Source organism: Amycolatopsis nalaikhensis (assembly GCF_030264295.1).
In the GTDB taxonomy this organism is placed as follows: Bacteria; Actinomycetota; Actinomycetes; order Mycobacteriales; family Pseudonocardiaceae; genus Amycolatopsis; species Amycolatopsis nalaikhensis.
On the sequence record NZ_CP127173.1, the window covers coordinates 239,212 to 254,888 of the forward strand.

The 15,677-nt window shown below is 72.1% G+C and carries 12 protein-coding genes and 1 pseudogene; 7 read left to right on the forward strand and 6 right to left on the reverse strand.

Annotation, left to right across the window (positions count from 1 at the left end; translation table 11 throughout):
* The first annotated feature begins 53 nt into the window (after nt 1-53).
* Nucleotides 54-1,376, forward strand: coding sequence for a PucR family transcriptional regulator (locus QP939_RS01240; protein WP_285454613.1), 1,323 nt, complete (start codon nt 54-56; stop codon nt 1,374-1,376).
* A 1-nt stretch (nt 1,377) separates the two neighbouring features.
* Nucleotides 1,378-1,866, forward strand: coding sequence for a MarR family winged helix-turn-helix transcriptional regulator (locus QP939_RS01245; protein WP_285454614.1), 489 nt, complete (start codon nt 1,378-1,380; stop codon nt 1,864-1,866).
* On the opposite strand, the gene QP939_RS01250 is transcribed toward QP939_RS01245, so the two are convergent.
* The 3 genes from QP939_RS01250 to aceB are packed head-to-tail and all read right to left on the reverse strand — an operon-like array spanning nt 1,863 to nt 4,986.
* Nucleotides 1,863-2,186, reverse strand: coding sequence for a DoxX family protein (locus tag QP939_RS01250; protein ID WP_285454615.1), 324 nt, complete (start codon nt 2,184-2,186; stop codon nt 1,863-1,865). The genes QP939_RS01245 and QP939_RS01250 overlap by 4 nt on opposite strands.
* Before the next feature lie 34 nt (nt 2,187-2,220).
* Complete coding sequence (locus tag QP939_RS01255) at nt 2,221-3,408, reverse strand: DUF6986 family protein (RefSeq protein WP_285454616.1); 1,188 nt, start codon at nt 3,406-3,408, stop codon at nt 2,221-2,223.
* On the reverse strand, nt 3,409-4,986 hold the full coding sequence (gene aceB / locus QP939_RS01260; RefSeq protein ID WP_285454617.1) for a malate synthase A: 1,578 nt from the start codon (nt 4,984-4,986) through the stop codon (nt 3,409-3,411).
* A 112-nt stretch (nt 4,987-5,098) separates the two neighbouring features.
* Between aceB and QP939_RS01265 the strand changes: the two genes are divergently transcribed.
* Entirely contained in the window at nt 5,099-5,875 is a 777-nt protein-coding gene (locus QP939_RS01265) for an IclR family transcriptional regulator (protein ID WP_285454618.1), read from the forward strand.
* Here the strand turns inward: QP939_RS01265 and QP939_RS01270 are convergent.
* Both QP939_RS01270 and ftsY read right to left on the reverse strand, forming a co-directional pair.
* Nucleotides 5,872-6,372, reverse strand: a complete 501-nt coding sequence (locus QP939_RS01270) for a GNAT family N-acetyltransferase (protein WP_285454619.1) — start codon at nt 6,370-6,372, stop codon at nt 5,872-5,874. The two genes, QP939_RS01265 and QP939_RS01270, sit on opposite strands and share 4 nt — an antisense overlap.
* Nucleotides 6,373-6,754: 382 nt before the next feature.
* Entirely contained in the window at nt 6,755-8,038 is a 1,284-nt protein-coding gene (gene ftsY / locus QP939_RS01275; RefSeq protein ID WP_285454620.1) for a signal recognition particle-docking protein FtsY, read from the reverse strand.
* A 139-nt stretch (nt 8,039-8,177) separates the two neighbouring features.
* Here ftsY and QP939_RS01280 point away from each other — a divergent pair, with 139 nt between their 5' ends.
* From QP939_RS01280 to QP939_RS01295, 4 genes and pseudogenes are all read left to right on the forward strand, one after another.
* A complete protein-coding gene (locus QP939_RS01280; protein ID WP_285454621.1) occupies nt 8,178-9,377 on the forward strand; it encodes an anhydro-N-acetylmuramic acid kinase in 1,200 nt (399 codons plus the stop codon).
* Between the two features lie 15 nt (nt 9,378-9,392).
* Nucleotides 9,393-10,959, forward strand: a pseudogene (locus tag QP939_RS01285) (sodium:solute symporter).
* Between the two features lie 95 nt (nt 10,960-11,054).
* A complete protein-coding gene (locus QP939_RS01290) occupies nt 11,055-11,546 on the forward strand; it encodes a DUF3455 domain-containing protein (protein WP_285459605.1) in 492 nt (163 codons plus the stop codon).
* Nucleotides 11,547-11,721: 175 nt separating this feature from the next.
* Nucleotides 11,722-11,943: a hypothetical protein gene (locus QP939_RS01295; protein ID WP_285454622.1), complete on the forward strand. Its 222-nt coding sequence runs from the start codon at nt 11,722-11,724 to the stop codon at nt 11,941-11,943.
* A gap of 4 nt (nt 11,944-11,947) precedes the next feature.
* On the opposite strand, the gene smc is transcribed toward QP939_RS01295, so the two are convergent.
* Nucleotides 11,948-15,550, reverse strand: coding sequence for a chromosome segregation protein SMC (smc, locus tag QP939_RS01300; protein WP_285454623.1), 3,603 nt, complete (start codon nt 15,548-15,550; stop codon nt 11,948-11,950).
* Between the last annotated feature and the right edge of the window lie 127 nt (nt 15,551-15,677).

Consider the following 15,677-nt stretch of genomic DNA (forward strand, 5'->3'; position numbering starts at 1 on the left):
CATGAAACGCACGGCAGCGGAACGGGCCCGGCTTGTGCTTTCCTACAAGCCTGATGACGACCGTGAAAACTCTGCTGGGCCTGCCCGGGCTGCGGCTGCGCCCGCGCGCCGGCGCCGACCTGCTCGACCGGCCGGTGACGCGCATCTACGTCACGGAGCTGTCCGACCCCGGACGGTATCTGTCGGCCGGTGAGCTGGTGCTTTCCGGCCTGCTCTGGTGGCGCGCGCCGGGCGACGCCGAGCCGTTCGTGGCCGCGCTGGCCCGCTCGGGCGCGGCGGCGCTGGCGGCGTCGGGCGCCGACTCGGGCGGGATCCCGGACGATGTCGTCGACGCCTGCGTCCGGCACCGGATCCCGCTGCTGGAGGTGCCGGCCGACCTGTCGTTCTCGGTGATCACCGAGCAGGTGGTGCTGGCACTGGCGGCGGCCTCGGACAGCGCGCGCAAGCGTTTGCAGGCGGCCGCCGACGCGCCGGTCGAGACGCTGCTGGAGCGCGCGTCGGCGGAGCTGGGGCTGCCCTGCTGGGTGCTGTCGGGACTCGGCCGGGTCGTCGCCGGGACGTCGCCGCTGCCGACGCCGGGCGAAGACGTCGTCCGCCGGTACGCCGCGCGCGAGCCGGGGTCGCTGACGCTGGTCCCGGTCGAGGGGCGGCACGCGGTGCCGTGGCTGGTCGCCGTCGGCGGGCCGTTGAGCACGGCGCAGGCCGAGCTGGCCGAGGAACTGGCCGGGCTCGTCGGCGTCACGCGGGCGCGGTCGATTCCGCCCGAGGCCGAACTACCCGGCGAAGCGCGCGTTGTCGCGTTGCGGACCGAAGGCAGCGATGAGAGCCGAGACGTCCTGCGAGAACTGCTGCCCGACGGCGTGCTGCTCGACTCCGCCGGGGACACGTCGTACGCCGCCACCGCCCTGCGGCCGTCCGCGACCGAACTGTCCACTGTGGAGCCATTACTCCAGGCGAAGCGGATCCTGTGCGGGGTCAGCGATCCCGGCTCGCGCGACGAGGCCCGGGAGGCCGCGCACTACGCGCTGTCCGTGGCGGCCCGGCGTTCGGGGCGGGTCGCGGTGGTGGCGGCGGGCGAGGTGGACGTGCACCAGCTGCTCCTGGCCGGTGCCCCGGACGGCCTGCGCGCGGCCGTGCGGCGACGCGTCCTCGGGCCGCTGCTGGACTACGACGCCGAGCAGCACACGGACCTGGTGCACACGGTCCGGGTGTTCCTCGAGTGCTCGGGATCGCCGACCCGGGCGGCGAAAGCCCTGCACGTCCACGTGAACACGTTGCGCTACCGCATCGGCCGGGCGGGCGAGCTGCTCGGCGCGGACCTCACGGAGTTCACCGACCAGCTCGACGTCTACCTCGCGTTGCGCGTGGAGGAGTGAAGTGGACCCCGAGATCACCTCGGCGAAGCAGGCGGGGTACGACCCCCGCATCCTGGCCTTCGGACGGCTGCAGGGCGCGGCGAACCGGCTGGAGTACCTGCTCGGCCGGGCCCTGGAACGCGAATGCGGGATCACGCACCTGATGTACGAGGTGCTGCTGATCGTCGGCCGCGCGGGGGATGCCGGGCTCACCATGCGGTCCATCGCGCAGGAGCAGGTGCTCACCTCCGGCGGTGCCACCCGGCTCGTCGACCGGATGGCGGCCATGGGCCTGGTGACCCGGACGGTCTCCCCCGACGACGGCCGCGTCCAGCTCGTGCGGCTGACCGCGCTGGGCGACGAAACCACCGTGCGGGCCAGCCGCGTGCACGTGGAGAACATCGAGCAGTTCTTCTTCAAGCCGCTGCCGCCGGAGCACCGCGAGCGGTTCGCGGCGGATCTGCGGACGCTGAGCCACTTCGCGCGCGACGCCCTGCCGCGGCTGCGTTAGATCGCCGCCGCGGCCAGGCCGAGGAAGAACAGCGGGGCGACGCCGGTGGCGAACTTGCGCGCCCTTATGTGGGCGACGATCGCGCCGACGTAGAACAGGACCAGGCCGACCGCCGCGGCGACGCCGATCAGCGGCACGCCCAGCAGGCCGAGCGTGAGACCGGCGGCTCCGGCGAGCTTGAGCGCCCCGAGCGCGGGCAGCCAGCTCGGCGGGACGTCGACCGCGGCCGATGTCGCGAGGACGAACTTCGCCTTGGCCAGGTCGGCGAGGCCGACGGCGGCGTTGAGCACGATCGTGATGACGATGAACGTGGTGTGCATGCCTTCCCGACGGCCCGGCCGCCGGGAAGGTGACTCACCCCTCGCGCCGGGCGTACTTCTCCAGCTCCGGCCGCCCGAACGGCAGCTCGCCCTCGTCCAGCGCCCCGCAGTCGAGCCCGCGCAGCAGGTAGACCGCCAAGGCCTGGGCCGTCGCCGGTTCGTCCAGCACTCCCCCGGCCACCTTCGACGCGTATGCCGTCAGCCGCTCCGCCGCGGCGGCGGATCCCGAGCGGAAGAACGTGTACGTCGCCGCGAAGCGCGTCGGCAGCTGGTGCGGGTGCAGGTCCCAGCCCTGGTAGAAGCCGCGTTCCAACGACCGCCGGACCAGGCGCAGGTGCTCGGCCCACGCCGACGGCAGCGCGTCGCCAATCGGGAGGCGGTTGGTCGAGCCGTCCGACAGCCGGACGCCCGTGCCCGCCGCCGAGACCTGCATCAGCCCCTTCGCCAGGTCCGCCGCCGGGTGCTCCATGCTCTGGTACGCCGCCGCGATGCCGAGCCCGGCGCTGTAGTCGTACGTCCCGTAGTGCAGGCCCGCGCACCGGCCCTCGGCCGCGTGCACGATCCGCGCCACCGACAACGTCCCGTCGAGGTCCACAATGGACTGAGCGGTCTCGATCTGGACCTCGAAGCGCAGGACACCCGAAGCGAGCCCGTACGCCGATTCCAAGTGCGCCAACACTTCCGCGGCCACCGAGACCTGCTCGACCGCCGTCACCTTCGGCAGGGTGACGACGAAGCCGGGCGGCAGCGGCCCGTTGTCCAGCAGCGAGCCCAGGAACAAGTCCAGGGTGCGGATCCCGCGACGGCGCGTCGCCGCCTCGAAGCTCTTGAAGCGGATGCCGCAGAACGGCGTCCCGCCCGTGGTCGCCAGAGTCTGCCCGGCCGCCAGCGCGGCCGCGTCTTCGACGTCGTCGGGCACGCGGCCGTAGCCGTCTTCGAAGTCGATCCGCAGGTCCTCGATCGGCTCGGTGAGCAGCTTCGCCCGCACGCGCTCGTAGACGTCGGCATCGACGTCGAGGAGGTCGGCGTGCTCGATGAACACGCGCATCGCCTGCTTGCCCCAGTCGGCGACCAGGCGCGTCCGGTACTGCGACGCCGGGACGTACACGGTGTGCACCGGCTGCCGCCCCGGCCGCTCGCCCGGGTACGCCGCCGCGACGCGCGCGTCGGCCGAAGCCAGGCGCGCGTCGGCGGCGGTGTAGACGTCTTCGGGAAGACGCACCTACTTGATCCGCTCGTAGGCGGGCAGCGTCAGGAAGTCCGGGAACTCGTCGGCCAGCGCGACCTGCTCGAACAGCTCCACGGCCGGCTCCAGCAGCTCCGGCTTGAGCTCGCCCGCCAGCTCGCCGCGGACGTCGGCCAGCACCCCGCGCACCAGCTCCGACGTCACGACGTCGCCGGTGTCCAAAGTGGTCCCGTTCTTGACCCACTGCCAGACCTGCGACCGCGAGATCTCCGCCGTCGCCGCGTCCTCCATCAGGTTGTGGATGGCCGCCGCGCCGTTGCCGCCCAGCCAGGACGCGATGTAGCGGACGCCGACGTCGACCGCGGCACGCAGGCCCGCCGCCGTCGCGCCACCCGGCGTCGAAGCGACGTCCAGCAGCTGGTCGGCGGTGACGCTGACCTCGTCGCGGGTGCGCTCGAGCTGGTTCGGCTTGTCGCCGAGGACCTTGTCGAACTCCTCCTTGCAGAGGGCGACCATGCCCGGGTGCGCGACCCAGGAGCCGTCGAAGCCGTCGCCGGCCTCGCGGGACTTGTCCGCGTGGACCTTCTCGAAGGCGCCCTTGTTGACCTCGGGGTCCTTGCTCGGGATGAACGCGGCCATGCCGCCGATCGCGAACGCGCCGCGCTTGTGGCAGGTGCGCACGAGCAGCTCGGTGTAGGCCCGCATGAACGGCGCGGTCATGGTGACCGAGTTGCGGTCCGGCAGCACGAACTTCTCCCCCGCGTCGCGGAAGTACTTGATCACGCTGAACAGGTAGTCCCAGCGGCCCGCGTTGAGGCCGGAGGCGTGTTCGCGCAGCTCGTAGAGGATCTCCTCCATCTCGAACGCGGCCGGGATGGTCTCGATCAGCACGGTCGCGCGGACGGTGCCGTGCTCGATGCCGAGGGTCTTCTCGGCGTGGGTGAAGACGTCGTTCCAGAGCCGCGCTTCGAGGTGGCTCTCCATCTTCGGCAGGTAGTAGTACGGGCCCTTGCCGCGCTTGAGCAGCTCGGCCGCGTTGTGGAAGAAGTGCAGGCCGAAGTCGACCAGCGCGCCGACGCCCTCGCGGCCGCCGAAGGTCAGGTGGGCTTCGGGCAGGTGCCAACCGCGCGGGCGGACCACGATCGTGGCGTGCTCGACGTCGCCGGAGAGCGCGTAGCTCTTGCCGCCGCTCTCCAGCGTGATCGTCTCGCGGATGGCGTCGTACAGGTTGACCTGGCCGGACACGACGTTCGCCCAGTGCGGGGTGTTCGCGTCCTCGAGGTCGGCCAGCCACACCTTCGCGCCGGAGTTGAGCGCGTTGATGGTCATCTTGCGGTCGGTCGGCCCGGTGATCTCGACGCGGCGGTCCCGCAGCGCGGCGGGCGCACCGGCGACCTGCCAGTCTCCTTCGCGGATCTCCTTGGTCTCCGGCAGGAAGTCGAGCCTGCCGGTGGTCCGGGCCTCCTCGCGACGCTTGCTCCGCGCCTGGAGCAGCTGGTCGCGGCGGCCGGCGAAGGCGTCGTGGAGGCCGGCGAGGAACTCGAGCGCCTCCGGCGTGAGGATCTCGTCGCCGCGCTCGACCGGGTCGCCCAGCACCTGGACTTCAGAAGACATGGGGAAACACCTCGAGGGTTCGGATCTTTGGATAACGGCCCTACGGTTTTCTACCAGCCGGACTATAGTTTCTGCATAGCGGAAGCTCAACGCCGACGTAAGGAGGGCCACCGTGCCGGCGGAGAAGAACGGTCGCGACGGCGGCGTCCAGTCCCTGCAGCGCGCCTTCGAGCTGCTGGAACACCTCGCGGACACCGGTGGCGAGGCCAGCCTGTCCGAGCTGGCGACGCTGTCCGGGCTGCCGATGCCGACGATCCACCGGCTCATCCGCACGCTGGTCGACCTGGGGTACGTCCGGCAGAACACCAACCGCCGCTACGCGCTGGGCGCCCGGCTCATCCGGCTGGGCGAAAACGCGAGCATGCAGTTCGGCGCGTGGGCGCGGCCGCTGCTGGCGGAGCTGGTCGAGGAGGTCGGCGAGACGGCGAACCTGGCGGTCCTGGAGCGCGACGAAGTCGTGTACGTGGCCCAGGTGCCTTCGAAGCACTCGATGCGGATGTTCACCGAGGTCGGGCGGCGGCTGCTGCCGCACGGCACCGGCGTCGGCAAGGCGATGCTGGCCCACCTGCCGCTCGACGACGTGCGCGAACTGCTCTCGCGGACGGGCATGCCCGCCTACACCGAGCACACGTTCACCGACCCGGACGCGCTGGCCGTCGAGCTGTCGCGGATCGCTTCGCAGGGCTACGCGCTCGACGAAGCGGAGCAGGAGCTGGGCGTCCGGTGCGTCGCGGTGGCTGTCCCGGGCGCGCCGGTCCCGGCGGCGGTGTCGGTGTCGGGCCCGTCGGGGCGGCTGACCGCCGAGGCGGTGGCGCACATCGCCCCGGCGGTGCAGCGGGTGGCCGACGCGCTGGGCGCGAGCCTCTCCCAGGCCGCGGTCACGGTCTAGGCCAGCTCACCGACCAGCAGGTCCATGAGCAGGCCGTCGTGCCAGGTGCCGTCCGGCGCGCGTTCGTAGTCGCGCAGGACGCCGACCGGCCGGAATCCCACTTTCGTGTAGACCCGGATCGCGGCTTCGTTGGCCGCCGCCGGGTCGATGGTCAGCCGGTGGTGGCCGCGGGCGAACAGGTGCCGGGCGAGGGTGCGCAGGGCGTCGGTGCCGAGGCCCCGGCCGTGGAAGTCCGGGTGCACCCCGATGTCGATCCCGGCGTGGCGGTAGAGCGGGTCCAGCTCTTCGGAACTTTGGATCACCCCGACGGCGACGCCGTCGAGTTCGATGACGTAGCTGGCGAAGCCCTCCTCGACGGCGAAGAGGCCTTCGGTTTCCCGGTCCGGCTCGCCCCACCAGCGGGCGACTTCCGGGGTGCCCAGGATCTCGCGCACGCGAGCCCGGTCGGTTTCGGCGATCGGGCGCAGCAGGACCCGGTCGCCGTGGATGGTGGTCATGGCGGTTCCTCTCGTGACGGGCGACGGCTTGGCGGCGTCGGTCACGAGGAGGGGCACGCGCGGACGGGCGTCAACCGGGCATGTCCGGATTGTGCGCCGGTGCCCACCGCAAGTCACCCGAATATCGCGGTATCAAATCCCGGCGCCGGAGCCTGTCGCTCAGCTGGCTGGGGCAGACGGCGGGCGCCGCCTTCGTCGGACGGTTCGCCGAGCTGGCGGAACCGCAGGCAGGTCGTCGTGCCGCCGCCTCCGCCGCGGCGGCACGAGCTGGCGGCCTTGGACAACCGGCAGGGCCAGGCCGCGCCAGGCCGCGTCGAGCCCACGAGGACGCTCTGAAGCGAGGGCAGCCCGTTTACGACAGGCTCAGCGGCCGCCGGATCGGCTAGCCGAGCAGGGCGTCCACGAAGGCGCCCGGCTCGAAGGGGGCCAGGTCGTCCGGCCCCTCGCCGAGCCCGACGAGCTTCACCGGGACCCCCAGCTCCTTCTGGACCTGGAACACGATGCCGCCCTTGGCGGTGCCGTCCAGCTTGGTCAGCACGATGCCCGTCACGTCGATGACCTCGGCGAACACGCGGGCCTGCATCAGCCCGTTCTGGCCCGTCGTCGCGTCGAGGACCAGCAGCACCTCGTCGACCTTCGCCTGCTTCTCTACGACGCGCTTGACCTTGCCCAGCTCGTCCATCAGGCCCGTCTTCGTGTGCAGACGGCCCGCCGTGTCCACCAGGACCGCGTCGACCCCCGTGTCCACGCCGCGCTTGACCGCGTCGAACGCCACCGCCGCCGGGTCCGCGCCCTCCTTGCCGCGGACGACCTCCGCGCCCACGCGCTCGGCCCACGTCTGGAGCTGGTCGGCCGCCGCCGCGCGGAACGTGTCCGCCGCGCCCAGCACCACCGTCTTGTCCTGGGCCACCAGGACGCGGGCGAGCTTGCCCGTGGTCGTCGTCTTGCCCGTGCCGTTCACGCCAGCCACCAGGACCACCGCCGGCTGCTTCTTGCCGTCGACGATGTGCGGCAGCGCCCGCACCGCGCGCTCGCTGTCGGTCGACAGCTGCGCCGTCAGCACCTCGTGGAGCACTTCGCGCGCCTCGGCCGACGAGCGGATCGCGCGGCGGGACAGCTCGTCACGCAGGCGCTCGACGATCTGGTTCGTCGTCGCCGCGCCGAGGTCGGCCAGCAGGAGCGTGTCTTCGACGTCCTGCCAGGAGTCCTCGTCGAGGTCACCGGCGCCGAGCAGGCCCAGCAGGCTCGTCCCGAACACCGACCGCGACTTCGACAGCCGCCCGCGCAGCCGCTCCATGCGGCCCGACGCGGGTTCGATCTCCTCGACGTCCGGCGCCGGCGCGGGCTCGTCGGGCAGCTTGACGTCGGTGACCGTGCGCTGGGCCGAGTCGCGCGGAACCGCCGCGTCGTCGCCCACCGCGGGCTGGCCGTCGACCTCCGGCCGGTCTTCCACCGGGTGCTCGACTTCCGGGGCTTCGGCCGTGCCGCCGGGGGCGAGCGCGATGCCGCCGCTCGCCGCGTACGTGCCGCCCTTCGGTTTCTCCTCGACCTCGCGCTGGGCGTCCAGGCTGATCCGGCGCTTGCGCGCGACCAGCAGGCCGGTCACCAGCAGGGCGACCAGCACGACGACGGCGATGACCACGAACAGGAACCAGGTGCTCGACACGCGCCCATCCTTTCATCCGCGCCGTCCGGTCCCGGACACCCCGTCCGCACAGGCAATTCGTAACGACGTTGGTCCCGATTGGGCCAAGACTTCACCACGTGGGTTGCGTCACCCCGGGGCCTGCACTAAACCCCACCGGATGGGGACGCACGGCTTCCGCGTGATCGGGTTGCTTTCGGGCACGTCCGTCGACGGCATCGACGTGGCCGCCGCCGACTTGCACGCCGAGGACGACACGATCGTCCTGACGCCGCTGGGTGAGCTGGAGATCCCGTATCCCGAGCCGCTGCGCGAGCGCCTGCTCGCCGCCCTGCCGCCGAACCCCTGCACCGCGGGCGAGCTGACCCGGCTCGACACCGGCGTCGGCCAGGCGTTCGCCGACGCGGCCGTCCGCGGGGCCGGGGAACTGGCCGGCGGCACCGCGGACCTGGTCGCGTCGCTGGGCCAGACCGTCTACCACTGGGTCGAGGACGGCGAGGTCCGCGGCACGCTGCAGCTCGGCCAGCCCGCCTGGATCGCCGAGCGCACCGGGCTGCCGGTGCTCGCCGACCTGCGGGCCCGCGACGTCGCCGCGGGCGGGCACGGCGCGCCCCTGGCCGGCACGCTCGACCACCTGTGGCTGCGCGGCGTGGCCGAGGACACCGGCCGGCCGGTCGCCGCGCTGAACCTCGGCGGCATCGCGAACATCACCGTCGTCGCCGCGGGCGAACCCGCGATCGCCTACGACACCGGCCCCGCCAACGCCCTGCTCGACCTCGCGGCCCACCGCGTCACCGGGCGGCACAGCGACGTCGACGGGCGGCTCGCGCTCGCCGGGACGGTCCGCTCCGACCTGCTCGCCCGGCTGCTCGCCGACCCGTACTTCGCCGCCGCGCCGCCGAAGTCCACCGGCAAGGAGCACTTCAACGCGCCCTACCTCGACGCGGCGCTCGCCGGGCTCGAACCGGTCGAGCCCGCCGACCTGCTGGCGACGTTGACCGAGCTGACCGCGGTGACGGTCGCCGACCAGTGCCTGCGCCACGGTGTGACGACGGTGATCGCCTCCGGCGGCGGCGTCGCGAACCCGGCGGTGATGGCCGCGCTGGCCGGGCACCTGCCGTCGGTGGTCCTCAAGACCAGCGACGACCTCGGCCTGCCCGGAGCGGGCAAGGAGGCGTACCTGACCGCCCTGCTCGGCTGGCTCACCTGGTGCGGCGTGCCCGGTACGGTGCCGTCGGCCACCGGGGCCCGCGGGCCGCGCCTGCTCGGCGCGCTCGTCCCGGGCGCCGGGCCCCTGATCCTTCCCGCCCCGCTGGGGGGCACCGTGACGCGGTTGCGAGTCGCGGAGAAGGCCGGATGACAGTAGGAGATGTCCATGCGCGGTGTTGACCTCGCGATCATCGTGGTCTACCTGGCGGCGATGCCGCTGATAGGCGTGCTCGTCGGCCGGAAGCAACGGTCGGCGGCCGACTACTTCGTCGGCGAGCGCAGCCTGCCCTGGGGTGCGGTGATGCTGTCCGTGGTGGCCACGGAGACGTCGACCCTGACCGTGATCAGCACGCCCGGGCTCGTGTTCGGCAACGCGTTCCTGTTCCTGCAGCTGGCGTTCGGCTACATCATCGGCCGGACCGTCGCCGCGTTCGTGCTGCTGCCGCGGTACTTCCGCGGCAACCTCGTGAGCGCGTACGCGTTCCTCGGGAAGCGGTTCGGCTCGGGGCTGCAGGGCACGGCGTCGGTGACGTTCGTGATCACCCGGCTGCTCGCCGAGGGCGTGCGCCTGTTCGCCGGCGCGATCCCGATCAAGGTGATCCTGGGCCACTACAACATCCACCTGGACTACTGGGTGATCGTGGTGATCCTGACCGCGCTGACGTTGATCTACGCCTACATCGGCGGGATCAAGGCGGTCGTCTGGGTCGACGTCATCCAGCTGTCGCTCTACCTGGGCGGCGCGGCGGTGGCCGCGATCGTGCTGCTGAACAAGCTGCCGGGTGACTGGGCGTCGCAGGCGTCGGCGGACGGCAAGTTCATGCTCGTCGACTTCACGAAGAACCTGCTGACCAGCCCGTACGCGTTCGTCACGGCGGTGCTCGGCGGCGCGGCGCTGTCGATGGCTTCGCACGGCGCGGACCAGCTGATCGCGCAGCGGCTGATGGCCACGCGCAGCCTGCGCGACGGCCAGAAGGCGCTGATCGGCAGCGGGATCATCGTCACGATCCAGTTCGCGCTGTTCCTGCTGGTCGGGGCGATGCTGTGGGTGTTCAACGGCCGCAAGTCGGTGGCGCAGCTGGGCCTGCAGAGCCCGGACGACGTGTTCTCGCGGTTCATCATCGACGACCTGCCCGTCGGCGTCTCGGGGCTGCTCATCGCCGGTGTCCTCGCCTCGACCATGGGCGCGCTGGCCTCGGCGCTCAACGCGCTGTCGACGTCCACGGTGGCCGATCTCTACCAGCGGTTCACCAAGCGCTCGCCCGAGGATTCGAAGCTGCTGCGGCACGGTCGCATGTGGACACTGATCTGGGCCGTGGTGTTCGCGGTGTTCGCGTCGCTGTTCTCCACCACGAAGAACTCGGTCATCGAGACTCGGGCTGGCGATCACCGGCTACACCTACGGCGCGCTGCTCGGCTCGTTCCTGCTGGGCCTGCTGATCAAGAAGGCGCGGCAGGCGGACGCGGTCATCGCGTTCGTCACGACGGTCGTGGTGATGGCGTTCGTCATCCTCGGGGTGAAGTTCAGCGCGAAGACCGGCTCGCTGATCGGCGTCGACTTCAGCAAGGCGGCCGGGGACAAGGTCGCGCTGGCCTACCCCTGGTACACGCTGCTGGGGGTGGTGATCACGCTGGTCGTCGGCGGGCTGCTTTCGCTGCGGCACCGGACGCCGGACCCGAAGGCGGCCGAAGCCGAAGAGGCGCCGCCGGCCGAGGAGGTCACCGCCGCCTGATCCGTCTGAACCGTTTCCGGCGGGCGCCCGTGTCGGGTTGCGGGAGCCCGCCGAGAAGCGGCGGGAGGACAGCGAAGGTGGACTTCATGAAGCGGATGACGGTGGCGCTCGCGATCGGTGCCCTGTTCCTGGGCGGCGCGGCGACGGCTTCGGCCACCCCGGCACCGGCGAAGGTGCCCGACGCGATCAAGGTCCCGGACGGCAACCGGCCGCTGGCTTCGTACCCCGCCGAAGGCGTGCAGATCTACGGGTGCACCGCGGGCGCGTGGACGTTGCTCCAGCCCGCCGCGGTGCTGACCCGGCACGGCAAGCCGGTGGCGCTGCACAGCAAGGGTCCGGTGTGGACGTCCGTTGTGGACGGAAGCACGGTCGGCGCGGCGGCGGTGGCCAATTCGCCGCGGGAGGGCGCGATCCCGGAACTGCTGCTCAAGGCGAACCTCAACACCGGCGACGGCGTCTTCGGCAAGGTGACCTACATCCAGCGCCTCCACACACGCGGCGGCGTGGCCCCGGCGGGGAGGTGCGCGGACGGCGCGCAGACGGCGGTGCCCTACTCGGCGGACTACGCCTTCTGGGTAGCGGGCTGACAAGCGCCCCAATGCGGCCTTCGGTGCGTTGAATGGGCGCTGCGGCGCGAAGCGCCTCCGTTGAGGGTGGCGGTGGGGGCATGGGAGGAGCACCGAAGGCCGCCTTGGGTGCGTCGGACGCAACCAAGGCCACCTTGGGGCGCTTTCCCGTAACCTGGGCGCCGGAGGGGATCACATGGGGTTCTTCATCGGCATCGGCGTGGTGCTCGTCGTGGTCATCGCCGTCGCGCTGGTCATGGACCGCGCCGACCGGAAGCGGAGCGTGAAGCGCGGCTTCATCACCCCGCGCGGCCGCCGGGCCCGGATCGACGACGGACGCTGGGTCGGCAACGACCTCGCCACGTTCGACCCCCGGGCGCGACCCGACGAGCGCGCGCCGCGGGAAGACGAGATGTGACGGGTCAGCTGACCGGGACCGGCTCTTCCTCGCTGGTGCGCAGGCGCTGCGAGATCACCTTCGTGATGCCGTCGCCCTGCATGCTCACGCCGTAGAGCGCGTCGGCGATCTCCATCGTCGGCTTCTGGTGGGTGATGATGATCAGCTGCGACGAGTCGCGCAGCTGCTCCAGCAGCCCGATCAGCCGGCGCATGTTCGTGTCGTCCAGCGCCGCCTCGACCTCGTCCATCACGTAGAAGGGTGAGGGGCGGGCGCGGAAGATCGCGACCAGCATGCCCACCGCCACCAGCGACTTCTCGCCACCGGAGAGCAGCGACAGCCGCTTGACCTTCTTGCCCGGCGGGCGCGCCTCGACGTCGACGCCGGTGCTGAGCAGGTCGTCCGGCTCGGTGAGGACCATCCGGCCTTCGCCGCCGGGGAAGAGCACGCCGAACACCGTCTCGAACTCGCGCGAGACGTCCGCGTACGCCGAGGCGAAGACCTCGAGGATCTTCTCGTCGACCTGCTTGATGACGGCTTCGAGGTCCTTGCGGGTGTCCTTGAGGTCCTCCAGCTGGGTGGAGAGGAACTTGTACCGCTCCTCCAGCGCCGCGAACTCCTCCAGCGCGAGGGGGTTCACCTTGCCCAGCAACGACAAGTCCTTCTCGGCGCGCTTGGCGCGGCGGGCCTGGGTGTCGCGGTCGTACGGCATCGGCGGCGGCGGGGTGACGTCCTCGCCGCGGTCCTTGGCCGCCTCGTACTCGGCCATCTCGCCCGCGCTCGGCGGGACCGGGACGTCCGGGCCGTACTCCTGCACCAGATCGTTGAGCCCGATGCCGAAGTCCTCGGCGATCTTGGCTTCCAGCGTCTCCAGCCGCAGGCGCTGCTCGGCGCGCAGGACCTCGTCGCGGTGCACGGCGTCGGTCAGCTTCTCCAGCTCGCCGGTCAGCTCGCGGACCTTGGCGCGGACGCCGGTCAGCGCCTGCTCGCGGGTCTGGCGGCGGGCCTGGACCTCGTCGCGCTCCTGCGCCGCGCGCTGGACCGAGTGCTCGATGCGCTCCAGCGCGATCTCGCCGCCGTTGACGACGGCGTTGGCGATCTCGGCGCCGCGCTTGCGGGCCGCGGCGGCGCGCTCGGCGCGTTCGCGGGCCTGCTGCTCGGCGTGCGCGGCGCGGCGGAGCCCTTCGGCCTTGCCCGCGATGCTGCGCGCCCGCTCTTCGGCGGTGCGCTGCGCGAGCCGCGCCTCCATCTCCTCCTGCCGGACGACGGCCAGCTCCTCGACGGCCTGGTCGCGCTCGGCGGTGTCCGGGTCGTCCTCGACCGGCTGCTCGGCGACGGCGGCGAGCCGCTCCTCCAGCTCGGCGAGCTGGGCCAGCGCCTGCACGCGGCTCTGCTCGACCTTCGCGCGCTGCCCGGACAGCCGTTCGACCTCGGCCTGTGCCTGGCGGGCGGCCTGCTGCAGCCGGTTGAGCCGCTCCGACGAGCGGGCCTTGCGGACCTTCGCCTCGCCGAGGGCGTCCTTGGCCTGCGACACCTCTTCGCGGCGCGCCTGCTGCTCGGCGCGGGCGCCTTCCAGCTCGGCCGCGTACCGCTCCAGCGAGCGCTCGGCCAGGCGGAGCCGCTCGGCCGCCTCGTCGACGGCGGCCTGGACCTCGATCACGCTCTCGCGCTTGCCGGAACCGCCGATCGCCCAGCGGGTGCCGAAGACGTCGCCCTCGGCGGTGACCGCCCGGACGTCCGGGTGCGCCGCGACGAGGTGCCGCGCCGAGTCGAGGTCGCGGACGATCGCGAGCTTGTCGAGGGCCTGCTCGACGGCGGCCCGCAGCTGCGGCGGCGCCGTGACGACCTCGCGGGCCCATCGCGCGCCTTCCGGCAACGAGGGCCAGGAGTACGTGTCCACAGTGGACTCCGGGCCGCCGAGCAGGATGCCCGCGCGGCCGGAATCGGTGTCCTTCAAGTACTTCAGCGCCCGCAGCGCTTCTTCGCCGCCCGAGACCGCGACCGCGTCGGCCACCGGGCCGAGCGCCGCGGCCAGCGCGACCTCGTGGCCCGGCTCGACGGTCAGCAGCGCGGCGACCGAGCCGAGCAGGCCCGGCAGCTCGTGGGACGCGCCGAGCAGGGCGCCCGCGCCGTCCTTGCGCTTGAGCCCCATGGACAGCGCCTCGACGCGCGCCTTCTCCGATGCGATCTCGCGCTCGGCCGCGCGCTCGGCCTTGACCAGCTCTTCGACGCGCGCCTTGGCCGCGTTGTTGGCTTCGACGGCGCGGTCGTGACGGTCCATCAGCCCGGCGTCGTCGGATTCCTCCGCGCCGCCCTCGGCCTTGGCCATTTCCAGTTCTTCGACGGCGATCTCGGCGCGCTCGGCGGCTTCTTCGAGGGAGACGCTGAGGCGGTCGATTTCGTCGGACGTGGCGCCGTTCTTGCTGCGCAGGGCCTCGACCTGGCCGGTCAGCTTGGCCATGCCCTCGCGGCGGTCGGCGATGGCGCGGACGGCGGCCCAGTGCGCGCGTTCGGCGGCCTGGACGCGCTGTTCGAGGTCTTCGCGGCGCAGCACGGTCTGGGCGAGCAGCTCCCGGGCCTCCATGACGGCCTCGTTGAGCTCCTCTTCCTGCTCGGCGACGCGCTCGGCTTCCTCCAGGAGCTCTTCCGGGTCGCGGCCGCCGGTCGACGTCGAGACGTCGGCCGACAGGTGCCGCTGACGCTCGATGGCGAGCCGGACGGTGCCGCGGAGGCGTTCGGCCAGCGCGGAGAGCTTGTACCAGGTCTCCTGGGCGGTCTGCAGCAGCGGCGCGTCCTCGGCGAGCGAGGCCTCCAGCTCGGTCTCTTCGGCGGAGACGATCTCGAGGGTCTGCTCGACCTCGGCGCGGCGCGCGCGGGCCGTCTTTTCGTCGGCCTCCTCGCGGGCGATCGCCTCGCGCTGGGTGACGAGGTCGTCGGCGAGCAGGCGGAGGCGGGCGTCGCGCAGCTCGGACTGCACCGACTGCGCCTTGCGGGCGATCTCGGCCTGCTTGCCCAGCGGCTTGAGCTGGCGGCGCAGCTCGGTGGTGAGGTCGCCGAGGCGGTCGAGGTTGCCCTGCATGTTGGCCAGCTTGCGCAGGGTCTGTTCCTTGCGCTTGCGGTGCTTGAGGACGCCGGCGGCCTCCTCGATGAAGGCGCGGCGCTCTTCGGGCTTGGACTCGAGGATCGCCGAGAGCTGGCCCTGCCCGACGATGACGTGCATCTCACGGCCGATACCGGAGTCCGACAGCAGTTCCTGGACGTCCATCAGGCGGCAGCGGTCGCCGTTGATCTCGTACTCGCTCGCGCCGTCGCGGAACATCCGGCGGGTGATCGACACCTCGGAGTACTCGATGGGGAGCGCGCCGTCGGCGTTGTCGATGGTGAGGGTGACCTCGGCGCGGCCGAGCGGGGCGCGGCCCGCGGTGCCGGCGAAGATGACGTCCTCCATCTTGCCGCCGCGCAGGTCCTTCGCGCCCTGGGTGCCCATGACCCAGCGCAGCGCGTCCAGCACGTTGGACTTGCCCGAGCCGTTCGGCCCGACCACGCAGGTGATGCCCGGCTCGAAGCGCAGCGTGGTGGCCGAGGCGAAGGACTTGAAGCCCTTGAGCGTCAGGCTTTTCAGGTGCACGTGGTGCTGACCCCTCTGGCCGCTAAAACTGGCGTTTCAATCGTCCCAGGCTACCTGGGGGCCTCCGGGGACCGCCGGACGCGCCCCCTCCTCGGCGCGCCCTAGCACAGGCGACGTCGTCCCGGCA